The organism is Rhizobium mesosinicum, assembly GCF_019511345.1.
Classification (GTDB): Bacteria; Pseudomonadota; Alphaproteobacteria; order Rhizobiales; family Rhizobiaceae; genus Rhizobium; species Rhizobium mesosinicum.
In genome coordinates this window covers 13,105-32,004 of record NZ_JAEUAK010000018.1, presented here as the reverse complement: position 1 = coordinate 32,004, position 18,900 = coordinate 13,105, and the positions used below count along the sequence as shown (strand labels likewise).

Genomic DNA, 18,900 nt, shown 5'->3' with positions numbered 1-18,900 from the left:
AATCAGCCCCCGTAGATCGCCGCGTTGAGTTCGCGGACAGCACTTGCCGTGCGCGGACCGAAGCCCAGGAGGTGCAGGCCATCCATGCGGATGATCGCCTTCTTCTCGCCGGCCGGCGTCAGCGCGATCGACGGCTGTGCCAGCAGATCCTCGTTCTTGATGCCGGCACCATCGCCACGGTTCATCATCAGGATCACGTCCGGCCTGGCGCTGATGATCGCCTCATCGGTGAGCGGCTTGTAGCCCGGGAATTCGCCGACGGCATTGATGGCGCCGGCAAGCTGGATGATGCCGTCTGCGGCGGTGTCAGTGCCTGATGCCATGATGCGGCCGTTCTGGGCGCTGAGGATGAAGAGGACGCGCTTGCGCTCGGTCTGGGGGCGTTTTTCCGCGTCGGTGACGGCGGCATCGAGATCGGCACCGACTTTTTCTTCAAGCGCCTTTGCCTTGTCCTGAACGTTCAGCAGCGTGCCGACACGATCGATCTTGGCAATGATGCCGTCGCGCGTATAGGCATTCGGAACGGTTTCGAAGGGCACGCTGGCATTCTTCAGAACGTTCAGCGCTTCCTGCGGGCCGGAGCCCTCGACGGCGATGATCGCCGTCGGGTTCATGGCAAGAATGCCTTCCGGCGAAAGCGCGCGCATGTAGCCGACATCAGGCAGCTTCAGGGCTGCTTCCGGATACATGCTCGTCGTATCGCGGGCGATCAGCCGGTTTTCTTCGCCGAGCGCATAAATGATCTCGGTGACGTCGCCGCCGACCGAAACCAGCCGCGACGTATCGAGCTTTTTTTCCTGAGCATGGGCGGCGCGAACGAAAGTATCGCCGATCGGTGTCGCCGGGATAAGCGGCAGGGCCATGACAGCCGCCAGCAGAGCCAGTTCCCGGAGACGGAGCCGGCGCAGGTTGTTTCGGATTTTCATCGCTCTGATCCTTATGCTGCGACGCTTGTTGCCCGCGGCAGGTTTTCCATGATGTCACGCCATTCGGCATTCTCGTCGGAGCCTTCCTTCCGCTTGCCGAAGAACTGGATGATCATGTTGCCGGCAGCGTCATAGGCTTCGAGCGAGGTGACGTGGCCGTCCTTGGTCGGCTTGCGGACGGCCCAAGTCTCGGCGATATGGTCCTGGCGCAGGTGCAGATGGAAGGTTTCGTCGAGGATGTTGATCCACGGACCCATCGGCTGGACGTTGAAGATCGGGCCGGAATGGATCTGCACGATGCCGTTATTTGCAACGAAGCACATGATCGGCAGGCCCGATTTGACGGAGGCATGCATCATCTGCGCCGTCGCCGCGTTGTCGAGCTTCCAGGCATAGTCGTCGCCGACGGTGCGCACGGCGGCCTGGCGGCCGATCTTCAGGCGCTTCAGCATGCCGAAGAATTCATGCGTGTCGGTCATCTTGCTCCAGTTGTCGCGCAGCTCTTCGCGGCTGACATTGCCGTCTTCGTCAACATCCGGGGAAGCCTCAGCTTCGACGAGTTCCTGGCCCTGGTCCTCGACCTTCAACTCGGCGACGATGCGATGGTAGGCCTCGACATCGGATGCCGGGCGCAGATGGATCTTATGGACGGCGTTGCCCGTCTTGTCGAAATACTGAAGGCTGAGGCGCTCGGTGTCGCCGTCCTTCTTGGTGACGGCAAAAGCGTGGACCCAGCGGCTCGGGAAGACGCGCAGGTCGATGTTTTCGCCGAGCACGATCGCGTTGTGCTCGCCGATCTTGATGTTTTCGTAGACGCCGATCTTTTCGTGCACTGCGCTTTCGTTGCGCGACAGCGCCATGACTTCGCCGAGATCGGCGACACGCTCCAGCAGTTTTGCGGCGCTGGCATCGATGCGCGTTGCACTGAGGCCGACTTCTGCGGCGACGAGCGCGGCCTCGGAGATCTTCAGCTGCGCGGCAATGTCGCGCTCGCGCATCTTCGGATTATCGGCGCGGAATGCGCGGATTTCTGATGGTGCCGGTCTGGTCTGCTCGGTCATGTCCTACCCTGCTATTGAGCTACTTGTTAAGAATGAGTTTGCCCTGACGGGTGATCTTCAGGCGGTAGATCACGCCGTCGTGCCGAATCATGATCTCGTTTGCGCTGCGAAAAAGATCGCCGCTTTCAAGAACGCGGATATCGGCCACCGCAGGTTCGTTCCGCAGTGGTGCGAGCTTAAAGGTATCTGGCTTTTCAACCATCATTTCGGTCGGCTTATTCCGTGATTGCGGGTGTCGAGATCCCGGTTCCGGTGACATTTATCTTGACTCTCATACTCATAGTTTTTTAAAGACGCAATAATAGAAGACAAAAGCAGTCAAGTTTTAGGTCCTGCTGTTTTAAGCCGCTGGGCGGCGGTCGATTTGCCTTGTGAGGAGATGGATAATGACGGGTCGGATTGCTGCGTTCACTGCCGGTGTGCTGTTTTCGGTGTCGGGCGTGGCGCAGGCCCATGCGCAGGATGCTGCAGCCGCCGCCAAGCTCGATGTCGAGCTCAATGCGCTGGCGCCTTCCCAGAAGGGCTGCATGATGACCTTCGTTGCCGAGAACAATTTGGCGACGCCGATCAACAAGGTCTCCTTCGAACTCGCCTTCTTCAACGACAAGAACGCCGTCGATCGTATCACCGTGCTCGATTTCCGCGATCTGCCGCAGGGCAAGAAACGCGTGCGCCAGTTCGATATGCCTGCTGTCAAGTGCGAGACGGTCACGCGCATCCTCATCAACGATACGCCTGTTTGTGACGGGCCGGCTGCCGGCGAATGCATGAAGGGTCTCGTGACCCGCTCGCAGATCTCAGTTCCTTTTGAAGGCTAAAACCAGTTCCAAGCCAGACCGGGCCGGGATGAAAGCCCGGCGCGCATGTTTCAGGCTGTCCGAGGCTTAAAATGGCAATTTCAGCGAAATCCAGATCGAGACACGTGCTCATCGAGGAGGCGAGCGCTGACGACAGCCTGAACGACAATAATCCCGGCCTGCATCCCGGCCATGAGCTGTCCGACCTGCGCAATGCGCAGCGTCAGCCGGCCGGCGAGCAGGTCGTCCATTATGGGCGTTTTGCGCAGATATCCCCCTTCCCCGATCATCCCGAGGCTGCACCGGCGGCTTCCGTCACCCCGCCACCGATGGATGCGGCGGTGGAAAAGCAGGAGGAGGAGAAGGCGCCGGTGCGGCGACGGGTGGCGCTGACCTGCATCTGCTCGCTGCTCTTTCACGCGGCACTGGCGACTGCTCTGATCGTTGCTTTCCCCAAAGCGCCGGAGGAGGCGCTGATGGAAGCGGGGGCAGCGATCAGTGTCGTCGCACTCGGCAGCTCTGAGGCGGATCAGAGTGCTGCCGGCGAAACAGAGGTGACCATTCAGGAGGAAATCATTCCTGAAGCGGTACAGCCGGACACGATCCAACCGACAGAACCGGTTGAAGTGCAGCCCGAAGCCGTTCAGCCCGAGACTGCCCAGCCGACGGAGGTAAAGCCCGTAGAGACAACGGCTGTTCAGCCTTCCCAGGAGGTTACCCGTCAGTCATCGGAAACCGTGGCGGCAGTCGAGCCGGAGGTTCTGGTATCCGAAATTCCTGCGGAAACCTCCGTTGCTCAGCCGATGTCGGCGGTCGTTCCTGATCAGCCAGTAGAGTCGCCGGTGACGTCTGATGCTGTCCCGCCGGACACAGCTGTGACTTCTGCCGAGCCGCCAGTGGTAGCGGCGATGCAACCCGAGCCAGACGAGACAAAGCCTTTAGAGACGTCTACGATTTCTCCCGAGCCGGAACCGCCGGCAGTAGCGGTAACGCCGTTGCAGAAGCCCAAGCTGGAAAAGCCTGCGGAAAGGAAGCCTGTGGAAAGAAAACTGCCGCCAAAGAAGGCGCAGGGTTCGCGGGGAAATGCAACGCAGGAGTCACGCAGGGGTGCCGCGGACGGGCAGGCAGATGCCAGCTCGGATGATAGTTCGCGCGCATCGGGCGGACGGAGCGGATCTGGAGGCGCGTCGGAAGCTAATTACAAGGGTAAACTTGTTTCCCGCCTATTCCGTTGCGTCGACCGGATGGAGGCACGGTATCGCGATGATCCTGTGACCTTGACGGTTCGCATCACGGTCAGCCGCAGTGGCGATATTGCGGCATCGAACATCGTCCGGGGATCGGGCCGGCCCGACGTGGACAACGCGGCTCTCGGCAGGATCGCGTCCTGTAACCTGCCGGCTCTGCCCGATGAAATGGGTTCATCCCACACCTACACATTTCCGGTTCAGGTCACCCGCCGATAATATGAGTAATCTAATCAACTTTATACTTTACTACAAAAATCAAGTTTAATAAGGTCCGTTCGCACACGCAGGAATCGTGTGACGATCAACGAGCGAACGGGTGGCAAATGGCTCGAAAGGCGAAGAAGGGGGCGAACCGGGACATCCGTGTTCAGGCCGATCAGGAGGCCAAAGAGACTTCGTCGGCGCGCTCCAAGCTGGATGGCCGCAGTTTCCTCTATGTCGGCGGGCGCGATTGCCAGGTGGCGCATCTTCGCCAGATCGCGAGCAATTTCGGCGCTGAACTCATCCACCATGATGGCGGCCTTCGCGAAGCGGTTTCCCGCATCGATACGCTGCTTCCCTCCGTCGACTGCGTGTTCTGCCCCATCGACTGTATCAGCCACGATGCCTGCCTGCGGGTGAAGACCGGCTGCAAGAAGTTCAGCAAGGCCTTCATCCCGCTGCGCAACGGCAGCAAGTCCAGCCTGGAACGTGCGCTGCAGACGATGAACGAACGAGACAATTCCTGATGAATGACATTTTTTCGATGAATAGCGGGCATCCTGACGGGTTCACGATGATCGGCCTGCACAAACTCGCCGCTCACGGCGACGACGGCCTGGTGCCGGCGCTTTACGAAGTTTTCCTGGAGAATGCTGCGCGCCAGCGCAGCTATCCCAATGTGGTGCTGTTTCCCGCCTGGGAAGCGCGCATGCCCGGCGAAGCGGCCGCAAAGCCGCTTGGCGCGGATGCTGCTGACGGCAATAATATCGTCGCCTTTCCGCGTTATGCGGAGCGGGCGAACAAGAAAAAGGCGTGAGGAGTTTTTGATGTATATCGCGATGAACCGCTTCAAGGTAGCCGCCGGTGCCGAGGGCGATTTTGAGAGTGTCTGGCGCAATCGTGATTCCAGCCTTTCCGAAGTTCCCGGCTTCGTCGAGTTTCGGCTGCTGCGCGGCAAGGCCAATGCCGAAGAGGGCTATACGCTGTTTTCCTCGCACACGCTCTGGCGCAGCGAAGAGGATTTTCTGAACTGGACGAAGTCAGAGAATTTCCGCGCCGCCCACCGCAATGCCGGCGACAACAAGGGCCTGTATAAGGGGCCGCCGGTGTTTGAGGGTTTCAATGTCGTTCAAGGCGTGTAAAGCCTAGCACTTATGGGATGCCGCCGCGGCTTACTCCTCCTTCTCCCCAGCGGGGAGAAGGGAAGATCTATGCCCGCACCCGCCAGAACGCGCTCACTGAAACCGCCAGCCAGCCCAGCATCATGGCCCAGCCGCCTAATGGTGCTGCGTAGGGGAAGAGGCCGGAGCCGGTAAAGCGCAGGGTGATGAGATCGCCCGCAAAGAGCAGCGTTCCCGCAATCATCAGCAAGCCGGCTAGCCAGGCAGTTCTGATTCTGCCGGCACCGAGCGCGAGCGCCAGAAGGGCTGGGGCGTGGGCGAGGCACATGGCGGAGGCAGAGGCGGCGAGATGGGCTTCGCCGCCTCCGTGGGCGGCAAGGGCGGCAAGGGCAACGCCGGCAAAGCCGAACAGGCCGGCAAAGAGGAAGAGCACCGGCTCCAGGCGGGCATTCAGGCTCATGACTATTCCCTGTTCTGCATATGATGGGCGAGGCGCTCGACCGGCGTCCAGATAAGCTCGCGCAGCGCCTGGCTGGCGATGGTCTCATCCATCGCGCGGCGGAAGCAGAGCAGCCATTCGTCGCGTTCCACGGGACCGATCTCGGCAACGAAATGGCGGCTGCGCAGACGGGGATGACCGCGTTTGTCGGTATAGAGCGGCGGACCGCCGAGATAGCCGGTCATATATTCGTAGAATTTCTTTTCGCTGCCTTCGAGACTTGGCGGATGCACGGCGCGCACGTGTTTGGCCTCCGGCAGCGTGTCCATCAGCTCGTAGAAACGGTGTGTCAGCGCCCGAACGACGGGATCGCCGCCGATCGCCTCGTACAAAGTTGTCACCTGTGAAGTTACCTGCTCCGGCACGAAACCATCCTTAAACACCCCGGAGCGTCGCCGCCCCCTCCGCCGCTCCGGGTCCTATTCCGGCATCGGACTATCGGAAAACCGGTTCACGCTTTCCGGTCCGAAGCTCTACATGCACCCGATCAAAAAGGATCGCAACTGTCATCAAAACTCCGCGTCATTTCGCGCATAATCCCTTGTAGTGTAGGGGCTTCAACCGATTCTGCTTGACAAAACCGTCCGGACGGTATCTTTATTCTGGCATGTCGAACGCTCATCATCGCAAGAAACAACCCGTGCTCGTGCGCCAGCAGTTGCTGGAGGTCGCCGCGCGTCTTGCCGGTGAGCAAGGCATGAGCGCTGTCACGCTCGATGCGGTCTCGGCTGCGTCAGGTGTCAGCAAGGGCGGGCTGCTGCATCACTTCCCGACGAAGAACGCGCTGCTGGACGCCCTGTTCGAAAGCCTGCTCGAAAAGTTCGACGCCGAGATAGACCAGCTGATGCGTGCCGATCCGTTGCCGCAGGGCCGTTTCTCTCGCGCCTATCTGCAGGCGGTGTCCGGGCTGAAGGATCGTCCCGATGATTCCAGAAGCTGGACGCAGGTGACGATCGCGCTGCTTGCCGAACCCCGGCTGCGCCTGCGATGGCGCCAATGGGTGGCGGAAAGGGCCGAGGAATATATCGGCACCGACTCCGCGCTCGATACCCTGATCGTGCGTTTTGCCGCCGACGGTCTGTGGCTGGCGGATACACTGGAAAGCCATGATATCAGTGGCGCTCTGAGGCGAGAGCTGATCGCCCGCCTCATCGAGCTGACCCACAAGTAGATCAAGAAGGAATACCGCAATGAACCCGGCTGTTGTCTACGGGCTGCTCGTTGCAGCCATCGTGCTTGAGGTGATCGGCACGACCGCACTTCAGCTTTCCCAGCAGTTCACCCGTCTCGGGCCGACGGCGCTCGTCGTTGCCTGCTATGGGGCTGCCTTCTATTGCCTGTCGCTGACGCTGAAGCATATCCCTGTTGGTATCGCCTATGCGATCTGGAGTGCTTTGGGAATCGTGCTGATTTCCTCCGTTGGCCTCATCTTTTTCAAGCAGCGGCTGGATACGCCGGCCATTATCGGTCTCGGCCTGATCATCTCGGGTGTCGTCGTCGTCAACCTGTTCTCCAAATCCGTTTCCCATTGATCGGAAAGGGGCTTTCCTTCGCATGGCGCAGGTAAAAGCCCTCTGTCAAAATACCGACAAAGGTCTATGTCTTCCTCCGACGCGGAGGAGAGAGTGATTTGGCTGGTCATCTTTCCGACGCGCCTTAAATCCCTTCCTTCCCGCCTGTCGCGCAATCAAGAGGTTCTACAGGAGCATCGCAATGGCCATTCGCACCATCGTCTGGGGTGAGAACATCCACGAGACCACCAATGAGATCGTCCGGGGCATCTACCCTGAAGGCATGCACACGACCATCGCCAAGGCACTGAACACCGATCCGGCAATTTCGGCGACGACCGCGACACTGCAGGAGCCCGAGCACGGCTTGAGCGAGGCCCGGCTTGCCGAAACCGACGTTCTGACCTGGTGGGGCCACAAGGATCATGGCGCGGTCTCCGATGTGGTCGTCGAGCGTGTCGCCAAGCGGGTCTGGGAAGGCATGGGTCTCTTGGTGCTGCATTCCGGCCATTTCTCCAAGATCTTCAAGCGGCTGATGGGCACCCCCTGTGCGCTGAAATGGCGCGAGGCGGGCGAACGCGAGCGCTTGTGGACGATCAACCAGCGCCATCCGATCGCCGCCGGCATCGGCGAGCATTTCGAGTTGGAAAACGAAGAGATGTACGGCGAGCAGTTCTCGGTGCCGGAACCCTTGGAAACGGTGTTCATCTCCTGGTTCCAAGGCGGTGAAGTCTTCCGCTCGGGCCTCACCTGGCGGCGTGGCGCCGGCAACATCTTCTATTTCCGTCCGGGTCACGAAACCTATCCGACCTATCACGATGCCAACGTGCAGAAGGTGCTGATCAACGGCGTGAAGTGGGCCTATAACCCCGAGGGTGCATTGAAGAGCATCACCGACGCTCCAAATGTGCCGGTAGAAAAAGCACTGGAGCCGATCGTCGAACGCGGCCCGAGACTGCACCAGGCCGGCGAAGCCGGTTACCGCTGAGGAGCATCCATGCGATTACTCGTTCTTGGTACGGGTGTGATGGCGAAAAACCAGCTCGCCCATTTCATGACTATGGACGGCGTGACGGTGGTCGGCGCCGTCGATACCGATTCCGACCGCCTGGCCGCCTTTGCCGACAGGTTCAATATCGAAAAGCGGTTCCTGACGCTCGACGAGGCGATCGCCTGGGGCGAGTTCGATGCGGCGACCAATATCACGCCTGACCGGATCCATCATCCGACGACCATGGCGCTGATCGCTGCCGGCAAGCATGTGCTTTGCGAAAAGCCGCTGGCTGAAAACTATCCGAAGGCGCTGGAAATGACGGAAGCGGCCGAGGCCGCCGGCGTCATCAACATGGTCAACCTCACCTATCGCAATGTCGCGCCGCTGCAGCGCGCCCGTGAGATGGTGCTGTCAGGCGAACTCGGCACGATCAAGCACGTGGAAGCCTCCTACCTGCAGAGCTGGCTGGTGTCGCGCGCCTGGGGCGACTGGCGCACGGAATCCACCTGGCTGTGGCGTTTGTCGACGGGTCACGGTTCGAACGGTGTACTTGGCGACGTCGGCATCCATATCCTCGATTTCGCCGCCTATGGCGCCGCGACCGACATCGATCACGTCTTTGCGCGGCTCAAAACCTTCAACAAGGCGCCGGGAGGCCAGATCGGCGAATACATGCTCGATGCCAATGACAGCTTCACCATGTCGGTCGATTTCGCCAATGGCGCGCTCGGCGTCATCCATGCCAGCCGCTGGGCGACCGGCCATCTCAACGAATTGAAGCTGCGCATCTATGGCGAGAAGGGCAGCCTCGAAGTCATCCACCGTCCGAGCGGCTCGGAACTCCACGGCTGCCTCGGTGACGACGTGGAAACGGCGACCTGGAAGCCGGTCGACGTGCCGCCGGTTCCAACCAATTATCAGCGCTTTGCCGAGGCTGTGGCAACGGGCGTGCAGCTCGATCCGAACTTCCGTCATGCCGCAAACCTGCAGAAAGTGCTCGACCTTGCCATGGTCACCGAGCGCGACCGCCGCGAGCTGAAAGTCTGATATTCTCCCGGACGTTTCTTCGAGATTGTTGCCGTCGCCCTTCTAGGGCGGCGGTAACATGCGGCAATTGATCGCTAAAACCTGCACTTAAGTGTACTTGAGCCACACCCGGCACTCGCCATATTTATTCGGTGGCAACGCGGTAACCGATCCCATAGGCTCCTGCGGAAGGCCATGTCATTCCTAAAGCATTTCCGTTTTCTTCAAAAATGCGGAAGCGCTCTTTTCTTCGTTTTGACGCAATTCCCGATGCAAAACCGCCATGCACTTTTGCTGGAATTGCTCTAGTCCGCAACGGAAAACACATGACTGACGGTATCGCCAATACACCCCTTCCAGAAAAAACCGCCCCCGAGACACAAGAGTTTGCCACTGCTGGTATCGCTCCCATGGACCGGCCAAGCGCAATCACGCGCTTCTTCATGGGCATCGTGGCCTGGGCCGAGGGCCTGAACTTCAAATATGCCAAACTCGGCAATCCGCCGGTTTACGACAATGCCGTCTTCCCGTGGGCGAAGGAGGTCGAGAAGGCCTGGCCTCAGATCCGCGCCGAACTCGACCGCGTGCTGGTGCGCCAGAGCGAGCTGCCGAGCTTCCAGGAAATCTCCACCGACGTTTCGACCATCTCCAAGGATAATCGGTGGAAAACCTTCTTTCTCGTCGGTTTCGGGGTGAAGTCCGAGCAGAACATTCAGGCCTGCCCGGAAACCTGGAAGGCGGTGCAGAAGATCCCCGGCCTGAAGACGGCGATGTTTTCGATCTTCGAGCCCGGCAAGCATCTGCCGGCCCATCGCGGCCCCTATAATGGCGTTCTGCGTCTGCATCTCGGCATGATCGTGCCGGAACCCGCCGAAAAGCTCGCTATCCGCGTCAAGGACCGGATCTGCCACTGGCAGGAAGGCAAGGCGCTGATCTTCGACGACGCCTATGAGCACGAAGCGTGGAACCACACGGACAAGACGCGCGTCGTGCTGTTCATCGATTTCGTCAAGCCGCTGAAATTTCCGGCGCGGCTGATCAACTGGATTTTGCTCAATCTTGCGATTTTCACGCCGTTCATTCGCGAAGGGCTCGACAATCACAAGGAGTGGGAAAAGAGGTTCTATGCGCAGGCGGAAGCCCTGAGAAATCGCGGATAGATGAATCTGCGTCATCCTCCTGGTGCCCTGTGCGGACGAGCCAGAGCATGGCGGAAGACAGGGTTTCTAATCGCATCGGACAAGCTGAAGGCCTCGCAAAAGCGGGGCCTTTTTCTTTTATTCAACTGACCTGAAACGCACGTTAGGGCCGCCCCTTTCCAATCACACGCATCCAAGCCGGCCCGGGCGTGAAGGATCGCGACGCACTATTTGCGGCCCGCATGTTGACGGCGCCGAAAATCGTGGATAAAGTTTATCCATGATTGGAGAGGGCGAATGAAACTCAGCGACGGCGTAGAGCAGGCCATTCACTGCGTGACCTTCCTCTCCGGATTGTCGGAGGACGGGGTGCTGTCGGCAGCCGCACTTGCCGAGCTTCACGGGGTCTCTGGGAGCTATCTCCTGAAGCATCTGCAGGCGCTGTCGGGAGCGGGGCTGCTTGTTACCACACCTGGGCCAAAGGGCGGATACCGGTTGGCGAAGCCGAAGGAGGAGATCACGCTTCTCGATGTCGTGCTGGCCGTGGAAGGGCCTGCACCAGCTTTCTGCTGCGCCGAGATCCGCCAGCGCGGTCCCAATCCTCTGCCAGGGCGGTATTTCACAAAGCCCTGCCAGATCAATGCCGCAATGCTGAAGGCCGAAAAGGCCTATCGCGCCGAACTCGCCAAGGTGACCATCGCGGACATCGTGGCCAATGTCATGTCAGACGATGACGGCGGTATCGCCGCCCGCGGCTGCGCTTTCCTTGAACTCAACGAAAGAAAGACGGGCAATCGGGCCTCGTCTCAGGAGAAGCTACAATGAGCACGTCCAAGAAATTCGTCGTCATCGGCGGCACGGGCCTCATCGGCTCCAAGGCAGTCGCCATTCTTCGCAATGCCGGTCATGACGTCGTCGTGGCCAGTTCCAGAAACGGCATCAACGCGTTTACGGGTGAGGGGCTCGAGGCCGCTCTTTCGGGGGCAGATGCCGTCATCGACGTTTCCAACATGATGTCGTTCGACGAGCCGGTCCTGCGCAATTTCTTTGCGACGTCGAGCCGCAACCTTACCGCGGCCGAGAAAGCGGCGGGAGTTCGCCACCATGTGGTTCTTTCCATCGTCGGCACCAGCGACCTCGTCAGCAATCCCTACATCAGCGGCAAGCAGGCGCAGGAGGAGGCCGTGCAGGCCTCCGGCCAGGATTACACGATCGTGCGCGCCACGCAGTTCTACGAGTTCATGGACACGCTGGCCGAGGCCTATACCGCCGATGGCGCCGTGACGGTTCCCGATATCGAATTTCAGCCGATTGCGGCCGATGATGTGGCGGCGGCGCTGGTCAGAGTCGCGCTTGGAAATCCGCACCACGGCATCGTCGATCTTGCCGGTCCCGATCGCGCCGGCTTTGACGAGATCATGCGGACCTATCTGGCTGCAAAGGGCGATAGGCGCAGCGTTCGCGTCGATGCCTCCCTCGGCTATTTCGGCGCACCGGTGACGGCTACCTCGCTCGTTCCGATGGGTGCCTTCATGCGGGGGGAGATCGCGTTTTCGGACTGGCTACAGCAACAGACCCATGCAACGCAAGTGGAGAAAGCATAATGAAAACGATCCTTTATGCCATGATGGCACTCGTTCTGCCGGTCACCGCCGCCTCGGCGGACGACCTCACCAGGGGTGAACTCGTCTACGAGTCGAAAGGGGCGAAAGTAACGGAGGTTTACGAGCACGCGCTTCCGGATGTTCCCGGCAAGAGCGTGAAAGGGGTCCTGGTCGAATATGAGCCCGGCGGCTACAGCTCGGCGCATACCCATGCCAAATCGGCGCTTATCTATGCGACCGTTCTCGAAGGCGCCATTTTGAGCGGGGTGAATGGTGGCGAGGTGAAGACTTTCACCAAGGGAACGAACTTCACGGAGCTTCCCGGCGACCGGCACGATGTCAGCGCCAATGCCAGCAAAACAAAACCGGCGAAGCTGCTTGCCGTGTTTGTGGTCGATACGGCTGACGCGGTTCTGACGACGCCGCGCAAGCCCTGACATTTTCGAAAACTGCGCATGAAAGAGGCCCCGCCGGAGAGCGGGGCCAATTCCTTTTATTCGATCACCTGGACCACGCGGTGGGTCTGCGGTTCGACGATCACATGGCGGTTGTTGACGACCGTATAAGCGTAGCGTGGATTATCCGGCACCGGAATAACCTGGACTTCGGCCGGCAGCGGCTTGCCAACCACGATCGGCTGCTGCACCACCACTGAAGAGGTCGGGGCGGGCTGCTGTTCGACGTAGGTTACGACCTCGCGCGGCGGCGGGTCGACAACAGCACCGGCGACACCGCCTGCGACGCCGCCGATCGCAGCGCCTACCGGACCACCAACGATGGCGCCAGTGATTGCGCCGCCGGCAGCACCGGTGACGGCTCCGTCAGCCATCGCATTCGTGGCCAGAGACGAAAGCGCAAGTGCGCCAGATACAAGAATGACCTTGTACATTTTGCTTCTCCTTTAGCTCGAGAGCATTTGCGTTTTTCGAGGAAAGACGAAAATGCTATCCGCTTATTTTCAGGCAATTCCTGACGCGAGAGCGCTGGGCGCTTTGCTGGAATTGCTTGGGTTTGCGCTGGATTAACGAGCCTGCCGATTCGATGTTCCGGATGTCAGGAGTCACGCTTTGGCAACTGAAGTCATAGTGCGTGAGGTCTATTCCAGCCTGCGGCGGAACAGCCAGGCGGCGGCGCCGAGGGTCGCGCAGGCAATCAGCGCCAGCGGAATGGTCAGGTTCAGCACCTCGCCTGCCGGGATATCCTTCAGGAAAACGCCTTTGACGATGATGAGGAAATAGCGCAGCGGATTGATTGTTGTCACCGGCTGCAGCCAGTCCGGCATGTTTTCGATCGGCGTCGCGAAGCCCGAAAGCAGCATGGCCGGCACCATGAACAGGAAGGCGCCGAGGATCGCCTGCTGCTGTGTCATCGACAGCGCCGAGATGAAGAGGCCTACGCCGGCGACCGAACCCAGATAGAAGATCGAGCCGCCGTAAAGCAGGACGAGCGAGCCGCGCAAAGGTACGCCGAAGACGAAGATCGCCGCCAGCACATAGATCGTCATGTGGAAAAGGCCGATCATCATAGGCGGAATGAGCTTGCCGATCAGGATCTCATGGACGCGCAGCGGCGAGACCATCAGCTGGTCGAAGGTGCCGAGTTCCCTTTCGCGGGCGATGGAAAGAGCGGTGACGATGAGGCCGATCAGAAGCGCGATGCTGGCGATCAGGTTCGGCACCATGAACCATTGATAGGTGAGGTTGGCGTTGAACCAGTTGCGCGGCACCGTCGCCACGGTTCTTGCCACGGCACGCCGACCGGCTGGCGTTTCGGCCGAGAGCGTCATTCCGATCTGGGTCAGATAGCCCGATACGATCTGCGAGGCGTTGGAGCGGCGCCCGTCGAGGATGATCTGCAGGTCGGCGGGGATGCCCGACTCGATGTTGCGGGAGAAATCGGGGCCGATCTCGATTGCCGCAATTGCCGACTGGCCGTCAATCGCCTCGCGGATGTCGCTCTGGCTCCCGGCAGTCTCAATGTGCCGGAATGTCGGGGAGCCCTGAATGCGCTCGATCAGTTCCTGTCCCCAATGACCGCTGTCGCGGTTCAGCACAATGATATCGACATTGCGCACTTCGAGCGTCGCCGCATAGGAGAAGACGAGAAGCTGCATGATGGGCGGCCCGATCAGCACGAAGCGCCCTCTCGGGTCGCGCAGGACGGCCAGCAGTTCCTTGACGATAAGAGCACGAAGCCGGGTCCACCACATTTCAGCCGATCCTTTTTCTCGTGCTGCGGGCGGCCAGCAGGAACATGATGGAGCCTATGGTGAGCATGACGGCAATCGCGCGGGCAAACATCGGCCAGATGTCGCCGGCCAGAAATACCGTCTGCAGACTGGGGATGAGATAGCGGGCGGGCACGATAATGGTGATCCACTGGATGATCTGAGGCATCGAATTGATCTCGAAGAGGAAGCCCGACAGCAGGAAGGCCGGCAGGAAGGCGGAGATCAATGCCAGCTGCGAGGCGAGGAACTGGTTCTTGGTTGCCGTCGAGATCAAGAGGCCCTGGCCGAGCGCCGGGATCAGGAAGGCGGCCGAGAGCGCGTAGAGGGCTGCGACAGAGCCGCGGAAGGGGACGCCGAAGAGGAAGACTGCCAGCAGCACGCAGAGCGTCATCGAGGCAAGGCCGAGGATGAAATAGGGCAGGATCTTGCCGGCCAGCAGCTCGGCCGCCGTCACCGGCGTCGCCATCATCGCCTCCATGGTGCCGCGCTCCCATTCGCGGGCGACGACGAGCGAGGTCAGGAGCGTGCCGACCAGCGTCATGACGATAGCGATGGAGCCTGGGACGAGGAAGTTGCGGCTGGTCAGCTCCGGATTGAACCAGAAACGCTGCTCGATGGCGATGGGCGGTCCCGCCGCAATCGTTTCGGATTGCCGCTGCCGCTCCCAGTTGGCGACCGCACCCTGCACGTAGTTCTGCACGAAATTGGCGGTGTTCGGATCCGAGCCGTCAACGAGGACCTGGACCTGCGGATGATTGCCGGCGGCATAATCCGTCGCGAAATCGGCTGAAATGACGACGATGCCGCGCACATTACCGAGCACGAGATCGTCTTCGAACATGCGCCGGTCGCGCCCGACGGCGACGGAGAAATAGCGGGAAGCCTGGAAGCTTGCCGCGAGATCCTGCGTCAGCGGCGTCGCCTGTTCCAGCACGAGGCCGATGCGGGTGCGGGTCGTATCGAGCGATACGCCGTAACCGAAGAGGAACAGCAGGATCAGCGGCAGCACGAAAGCGATGAGAATGGTGCTGGGATCGCGTATCGCCTGATAGCTTTCCTTGCGCACGAGGGCGGCGAAGCGACGGGCTCTGGACGAGGTGCTCATACGGCCTTCTCCCTCTCCGAGTCCTTGATGAGGGCGATGAAGGCATCCTCCATCGTCGGGTCAGGCTGTTCTTTCGTCGCGACGCGCGCCTTCAGTTCGTCTGGCGAACCAAGGGCGATCGAGCGGCCGCGATAAATCAGCGAGATGCGGTCGCAATATTCGGCTTCGTCCATGAAATGCGTCGTCACCAGCACGGTGACGCCCTTTTCGACGAGCGCATTGATATGGGTCCAGAATTCGCGCCGGGTAATCGGGTCGACGCCGGACGTGGGCTCGTCGAGGAAGAGCGCACGCGGTTCGTGCATGACGGCGCAGGCGAGCGCCAGGCGCTGTTTCAGGCCGAGCGGCAGGTCCTTGGCAGAGTGGCGCGCGTGGCGGCGAAAATCGAAGATCTCGGTCATCAATTCGATGCGCTCGCGCCGCCGGCTGCCTGAGAGACCGTAGACGCCGGCGAAGAATTCGAGGTTCTGCATGACGGTGAGATCGCCGTAGAGCGAGAATTTCTGCGCCATGTAGCCGAGCTGGTTGCGGGCTTCGGCAGCATCCTTACGCAGATCGAAACCGGCGACGCGGCCTTCGCCTTCCGTCGGCTTCAACAGGCCGCAGAGCATCTTGAAAGTGGTGGATTTGCCCGCGCCGTTGGGCCCGAGCAGGCCGAATATCTCGCCGCGGCTGATATCGAAGGTAATCTTGTCGGCGGCGGTGAAATCCCCGAAGCGCTTGGTTAAGCCCTTGGCCTCGATGACGGGGCGGTCGCCCGTCTCGCTCGGCGGCGCTTGCGCTTCCGCGAGTTTCGAACGCCCGCCGGGGCCGCCGCCCAGCATGTCGACGAAGGCATCCTCGAAGCGGGGTGGCGTGGGGGCAAGTTTCGCGCCGTTGCCGGCGCTGCCGATGTCGGGCGTCTCGTCCTTCGATGCGACGAGGCGGATGGCATCGCCCTGGATGACGCCGTCGATGACGCCTTTCGTCTGCAGGAGTTCGGCCAGCACCTGGCGCCTGCGACCTGTCACGCCCGATACCTTGAAGACGCGATCTTCCACCCGGCCGGTCAGGTCATGCGGCTTGCCGGAAAAGAGCAGCTTGCCCTGGTTGAGCAGCAGAACGTGATCGCAGGCTTCGGCCTCGTCCAGATAGGCGGTCGACCAGAGCACGCCGATGCCTTCCTGCGTCAGGTTCTCGACCATCTTCCAGAGGTCGCGGCGCGAGATCGGATCGACGCCTACACCCGGCTCGTCGAGCAGCAGCAGGCGCGGCTTTTTCAGGAGAGCGCAGGCAAGGCCGAGCTTCTGCTTCATGCCGCCCGAGAGCTTGCCGGCCAGCCGTGTCGTGAAGCGCTTGAGATCGGTGAAGGTCAGCAGTTCCTCGAAGGCGGCCGCGCGCTCGCCCTTCGGCAGGCCGCGCAGATCGGCATAGAGATCGAGATTTTCCTGGACCGACAGGTCTTCATAGAGGCCGAAGCGCTGTGGCATATAGCCGATCGCCGCCTGGATGCCGGCGGGGTTCTTCTGCGTATTGAAGCCCAGCACTTCGACCATGCCGCTATCGGGCAGCATCAGGCCGGTCATCAGCCGGATCAGCGTCGTCTTTCCCGCCCCGTCGGGGCCGACGAGGCCGGTGATGGCGCCGCCCTTCACCTCGCCGGAGACGGCATCGAGTGCGGCCGGACCATCGCCGAAATGCTTGGTGACATCGGCGAGCCGGACCAGCGCGTCATCCGTCGGGGTGGAAGAGGGGCTCATTGCGCGACCAGCGAGGGAAAATGCACGGTGACCGGCATGCCCTGGCGCAGATCGGGGCCGGGCTTGTCGATGACGATGCGCAGGCGATAGACGAGGTCGGTGCGCAATTGCGGCGTCTCGACCGATTTCGGCGTGAACTCGGCCACCGGCGAGATGAATCCAACAGTGCCGTCATAGGGTTTGTCCGGTTGGGTATCCGAGGTCACCTGAACCTTCATGCCGGGATGCAGGCGGCCGAGATCGCCTTCGGCCACATAGCTGCGCACCCAGACCGGCTGCGTCAGCGAGAGCACATAGACGGTGTCGGCGGGCGAGACGATGGCGCCGGGTTCGCGCACGCGGGAGAGGATGACGCCATTATCAGGCGCGCGCAGCTCGGCATCGGCAAGCGAGATGCGGGCGGAGGTGAGCGAAGATTGCGCGGCTTTCAGCTGCGCTTCGGCATTGGCAATGTCTTCCACGCGGCTGCCCTCCTGCAGGAGTTTCAGCGCCTGTTCGGTGGAATCCGCGCGGGCTGCCGCCATCGAGCGGTTGGCGGTCGCCTGATCGAGGCTGGCCTCCGAGATCGTGCCCTGGGGGCGAAGCTGGCGGGCGCGGTCATAAGCGATGTTGGCATTGCGCAGCGCGGCAAGGCTTTCATCATGGGCGGCCTCTGCCTGGGCGATCTCTGTCGGGCGCGGACCAGCCTTCAGCTTGTCGAGCGTTGCCTGCAGGGCGGCGACATTGGCCTCAGCCGAGGTGACGGCCGCTTCGAAAGGTGCGGTGTCGAGCTTGCCGAGCACGTCGCCGCTCTTGATCATGTCGCCCTCGTCGACAGCGAGCGAGGCAAGCCGGCCATTGACGCGGAAGCCGAGAGAGACTTGGCGGATATCGACATTGCCGTAGAGGGCGAATTGTCGTGTGCGCTCGGGCAGCCAGCCGAACTTCTGGGGCAGCCCGTACCACCAGGCGGCGGCGCCTGCCGCAACGAGAATGAGGATGGCAAGGGGAATGATCCGTCTCATCGACTCTCTCCTTTCGCCTGCTGCAACTGGCCGACGAGTTCTGCAACGAGATTGCGCAGGGCCTGAAGCTGGCCGGGGCCGACCGACTGCCATTCCATCTGGGCGAGAACGGCGGCGTGAGCGACGCGGAAGATCATGATGTTGCCGATGAAGGCCAGCGTGCGCAGACGCACATGCTCGGAAGCCGGGTCTTCGCGCAGGATGGCGCCGATCATCTGCCGCGCCATGCCGATCATCGGACCCATCAGGCCCTGATAGACCCTTGCGAAGGCCTCGGTCGGCTCCATCTGCTCGCGGATGATGAAGCGCGCCCAGGGCTCGGATTCCTTGCTGACGAAAAGGGCGACCATGGCCGTCGCCATCTCCGTCAGGAAACGCCGCGCCTCCGCTTCGCTGAGCGCCTCGCCGGCAGCAGCGAGTTCCCCGAGATGGGCGCCGATCCGCTGCCGCAGGCCGCCGATATGGCGCTCGATGCGGGAGACCAGGTATTCCGCGGTCGCGACATAAAGGCCTTCCTTGCCGCCGAAATAATAGGGGATGGCCTGCAGGTTGACGCCGGCAGCCTCGCTCAGCTGCCGTGTCGAAGCCCCGTCGAAGCCGTAGCGGCCGAAGACATCGAGGGCTGCGGACAGCAGTTTTTCCCGCGTGATCTCGGCGCGGTTCGGTTGAGTTTGTTCATCAGTCATGGCTCAT

General features: G+C 61.1%; 24 protein-coding genes. 13 read left to right on the top strand and 11 right to left on the bottom strand.

Annotated features, from left to right (window positions below):
• Positions 1-2: 2 nt before the first annotated feature.
• From JNB85_RS29485 to hemP, 3 genes are read right to left on the bottom strand one after another with little or no spacing between them, the layout of a single operon-like run.
• Complete coding sequence (locus JNB85_RS29485; RefSeq protein ID WP_220337948.1) at positions 3-926, bottom strand: heme/hemin ABC transporter substrate-binding protein; 924 nt, start codon at positions 924-926, stop codon at positions 3-5.
• Positions 927-937: 11 nt separating this feature from the next.
• Positions 938-1,987: a hemin-degrading factor gene (locus JNB85_RS29480; protein WP_220337947.1), complete on the bottom strand. Its 1,050-nt coding sequence runs from the start codon at positions 1,985-1,987 to the stop codon at positions 938-940.
• A gap of 19 nt (positions 1,988-2,006) precedes the next feature.
• Positions 2,007-2,192, bottom strand: a complete 186-nt coding sequence (gene hemP, locus JNB85_RS29475; protein WP_220337946.1) for a hemin uptake protein HemP — start codon at positions 2,190-2,192, stop codon at positions 2,007-2,009.
• A gap of 181 nt (positions 2,193-2,373) precedes the next feature.
• Between hemP and JNB85_RS29470 the strand changes: the two genes are divergently transcribed.
• The 5 genes from JNB85_RS29470 to hmuQ all read left to right on the top strand — a co-directional run bounded on the left by JNB85_RS29470 (position 2,374) and on the right by hmuQ (position 5,377).
• Complete coding sequence (locus JNB85_RS29470; RefSeq protein ID WP_220337945.1) at positions 2,374-2,805, top strand: hypothetical protein; 432 nt, start codon at positions 2,374-2,376, stop codon at positions 2,803-2,805.
• Positions 2,806-2,876: 71 nt separating this feature from the next.
• Positions 2,877-4,250, top strand: a complete 1,374-nt coding sequence (locus JNB85_RS29465) for an energy transducer TonB family protein (protein WP_220337944.1) — start codon at positions 2,877-2,879, stop codon at positions 4,248-4,250.
• Between the two features lie 107 nt (positions 4,251-4,357).
• Complete coding sequence (locus JNB85_RS29460) at positions 4,358-4,762, top strand: DUF2325 domain-containing protein (RefSeq protein WP_220337943.1); 405 nt, start codon at positions 4,358-4,360, stop codon at positions 4,760-4,762.
• A gap of 17 nt (positions 4,763-4,779) precedes the next feature.
• Positions 4,780-5,052 carry a hypothetical protein gene (locus JNB85_RS29455; protein ID WP_220337970.1) on the top strand — a complete coding sequence of 91 codons (273 nt, stop codon included), beginning with the start codon at positions 4,780-4,782 and terminating at the stop codon, positions 5,050-5,052.
• 10 nt (positions 5,053-5,062) lie between these two features.
• A complete protein-coding gene (hmuQ, locus tag JNB85_RS29450; protein ID WP_220337942.1) occupies positions 5,063-5,377 on the top strand; it encodes a heme-degrading protein HmuQ in 315 nt (104 codons plus the stop codon).
• Positions 5,378-5,444: 67 nt separating this feature from the next.
• Here the strand turns inward: hmuQ and JNB85_RS29445 are convergent, their stop codons facing one another.
• Both JNB85_RS29445 and JNB85_RS29440 read right to left on the bottom strand, forming a co-directional pair.
• Positions 5,445-5,816 (bottom strand): DUF423 domain-containing protein, encoded by a 372-nt coding sequence (locus JNB85_RS29445; protein ID WP_220337941.1) that lies wholly within the window; start codon positions 5,814-5,816, stop codon positions 5,445-5,447.
• Positions 5,817-5,818: 2 nt separating this feature from the next.
• Positions 5,819-6,220, bottom strand: coding sequence for a group II truncated hemoglobin (locus tag JNB85_RS29440; protein WP_220337940.1), 402 nt, complete (start codon positions 6,218-6,220; stop codon positions 5,819-5,821).
• Positions 6,221-6,462: 242 nt separating this feature from the next.
• Between JNB85_RS29440 and JNB85_RS29435 the strand changes: the two genes are divergently transcribed.
• The 8 genes from JNB85_RS29435 (at position 6,463) to JNB85_RS29400 (ending at position 12,566) form a co-directional block, all read left to right on the top strand.
• Positions 6,463-7,026 (top strand): TetR/AcrR family transcriptional regulator, encoded by a 564-nt coding sequence (locus tag JNB85_RS29435; RefSeq protein WP_220337939.1) that lies wholly within the window; start codon positions 6,463-6,465, stop codon positions 7,024-7,026.
• A 19-nt stretch (positions 7,027-7,045) separates the two neighbouring features.
• A complete protein-coding gene (locus JNB85_RS29430) occupies positions 7,046-7,387 on the top strand; it encodes a DMT family transporter (protein WP_220337938.1) in 342 nt (113 codons plus the stop codon).
• Positions 7,388-7,568: 181 nt separating this feature from the next.
• A complete protein-coding gene (locus JNB85_RS29425; protein ID WP_220337937.1) occupies positions 7,569-8,354 on the top strand; it encodes a ThuA domain-containing protein in 786 nt (261 codons plus the stop codon).
• Positions 8,355-8,363: 9 nt separating this feature from the next.
• A complete protein-coding gene (locus tag JNB85_RS29420; RefSeq protein WP_220337936.1) occupies positions 8,364-9,407 on the top strand; it encodes a Gfo/Idh/MocA family protein in 1,044 nt (347 codons plus the stop codon).
• A gap of 305 nt (positions 9,408-9,712) precedes the next feature.
• Positions 9,713-10,546 carry an ornithine lipid ester-linked acyl 2-hydroxylase OlsC gene (gene olsC, locus JNB85_RS29415; protein WP_220337935.1) on the top strand — a complete coding sequence of 278 codons (834 nt, stop codon included), beginning with the start codon at positions 9,713-9,715 and terminating at the stop codon, positions 10,544-10,546.
• 276 nt (positions 10,547-10,822) lie between these two features.
• Positions 10,823-11,350 (top strand): RrF2 family transcriptional regulator, encoded by a 528-nt coding sequence (locus tag JNB85_RS29410; protein ID WP_220337934.1) that lies wholly within the window; start codon positions 10,823-10,825, stop codon positions 11,348-11,350.
• Positions 11,347-12,129 (top strand): SDR family oxidoreductase, encoded by a 783-nt coding sequence (locus JNB85_RS29405; protein ID WP_220337933.1) that lies wholly within the window; start codon positions 11,347-11,349, stop codon positions 12,127-12,129. Before JNB85_RS29410 ends, JNB85_RS29405 begins: the two co-directional genes overlap by 4 nt.
• Positions 12,129-12,566: a cupin domain-containing protein gene (locus JNB85_RS29400; RefSeq protein ID WP_220337932.1), complete on the top strand. Its 438-nt coding sequence runs from the start codon at positions 12,129-12,131 to the stop codon at positions 12,564-12,566. Before JNB85_RS29405 ends, JNB85_RS29400 begins: the two co-directional genes overlap by 1 nt.
• Positions 12,567-12,622: 56 nt before the next feature.
• Here the strand turns inward: JNB85_RS29400 and JNB85_RS29395 are convergent, their stop codons facing one another.
• From JNB85_RS29395 to JNB85_RS29370, 6 genes are all read right to left on the bottom strand, one after another.
• On the bottom strand, positions 12,623-13,018 hold the full coding sequence (locus JNB85_RS29395) for a DUF1236 domain-containing protein (protein WP_220337931.1): 396 nt from the start codon (positions 13,016-13,018) through the stop codon (positions 12,623-12,625).
• Positions 13,019-13,225: 207 nt separating this feature from the next.
• Positions 13,226-14,338, bottom strand: coding sequence for an ABC transporter permease (locus tag JNB85_RS29390; RefSeq protein WP_220337930.1), 1,113 nt, complete (start codon positions 14,336-14,338; stop codon positions 13,226-13,228).
• Position 14,339: 1 nt separating this feature from the next.
• Complete coding sequence (locus JNB85_RS29385) at positions 14,340-15,464, bottom strand: ABC transporter permease (protein ID WP_220337929.1); 1,125 nt, start codon at positions 15,462-15,464, stop codon at positions 14,340-14,342.
• Entirely contained in the window at positions 15,461-17,203 is a 1,743-nt protein-coding gene (locus tag JNB85_RS29380) for an ATP-binding cassette domain-containing protein (RefSeq protein WP_220337928.1), read from the bottom strand. The genes JNB85_RS29385 and JNB85_RS29380 overlap by 4 nt, the downstream gene beginning before the upstream one ends.
• Positions 17,200-18,207, bottom strand: a complete 1,008-nt coding sequence (hlyD, locus tag JNB85_RS29375; protein WP_220337927.1) for a secretion protein HlyD — start codon at positions 18,205-18,207, stop codon at positions 17,200-17,202. Before hlyD ends, JNB85_RS29380 begins: the two co-directional genes overlap by 4 nt.
• On the bottom strand, positions 18,204-18,893 hold the full coding sequence (locus JNB85_RS29370; protein ID WP_220337926.1) for a CerR family C-terminal domain-containing protein: 690 nt from the start codon (positions 18,891-18,893) through the stop codon (positions 18,204-18,206). Before JNB85_RS29370 ends, hlyD begins: the two co-directional genes overlap by 4 nt.
• Between the last annotated feature and the right edge of the window lie 7 nt (positions 18,894-18,900).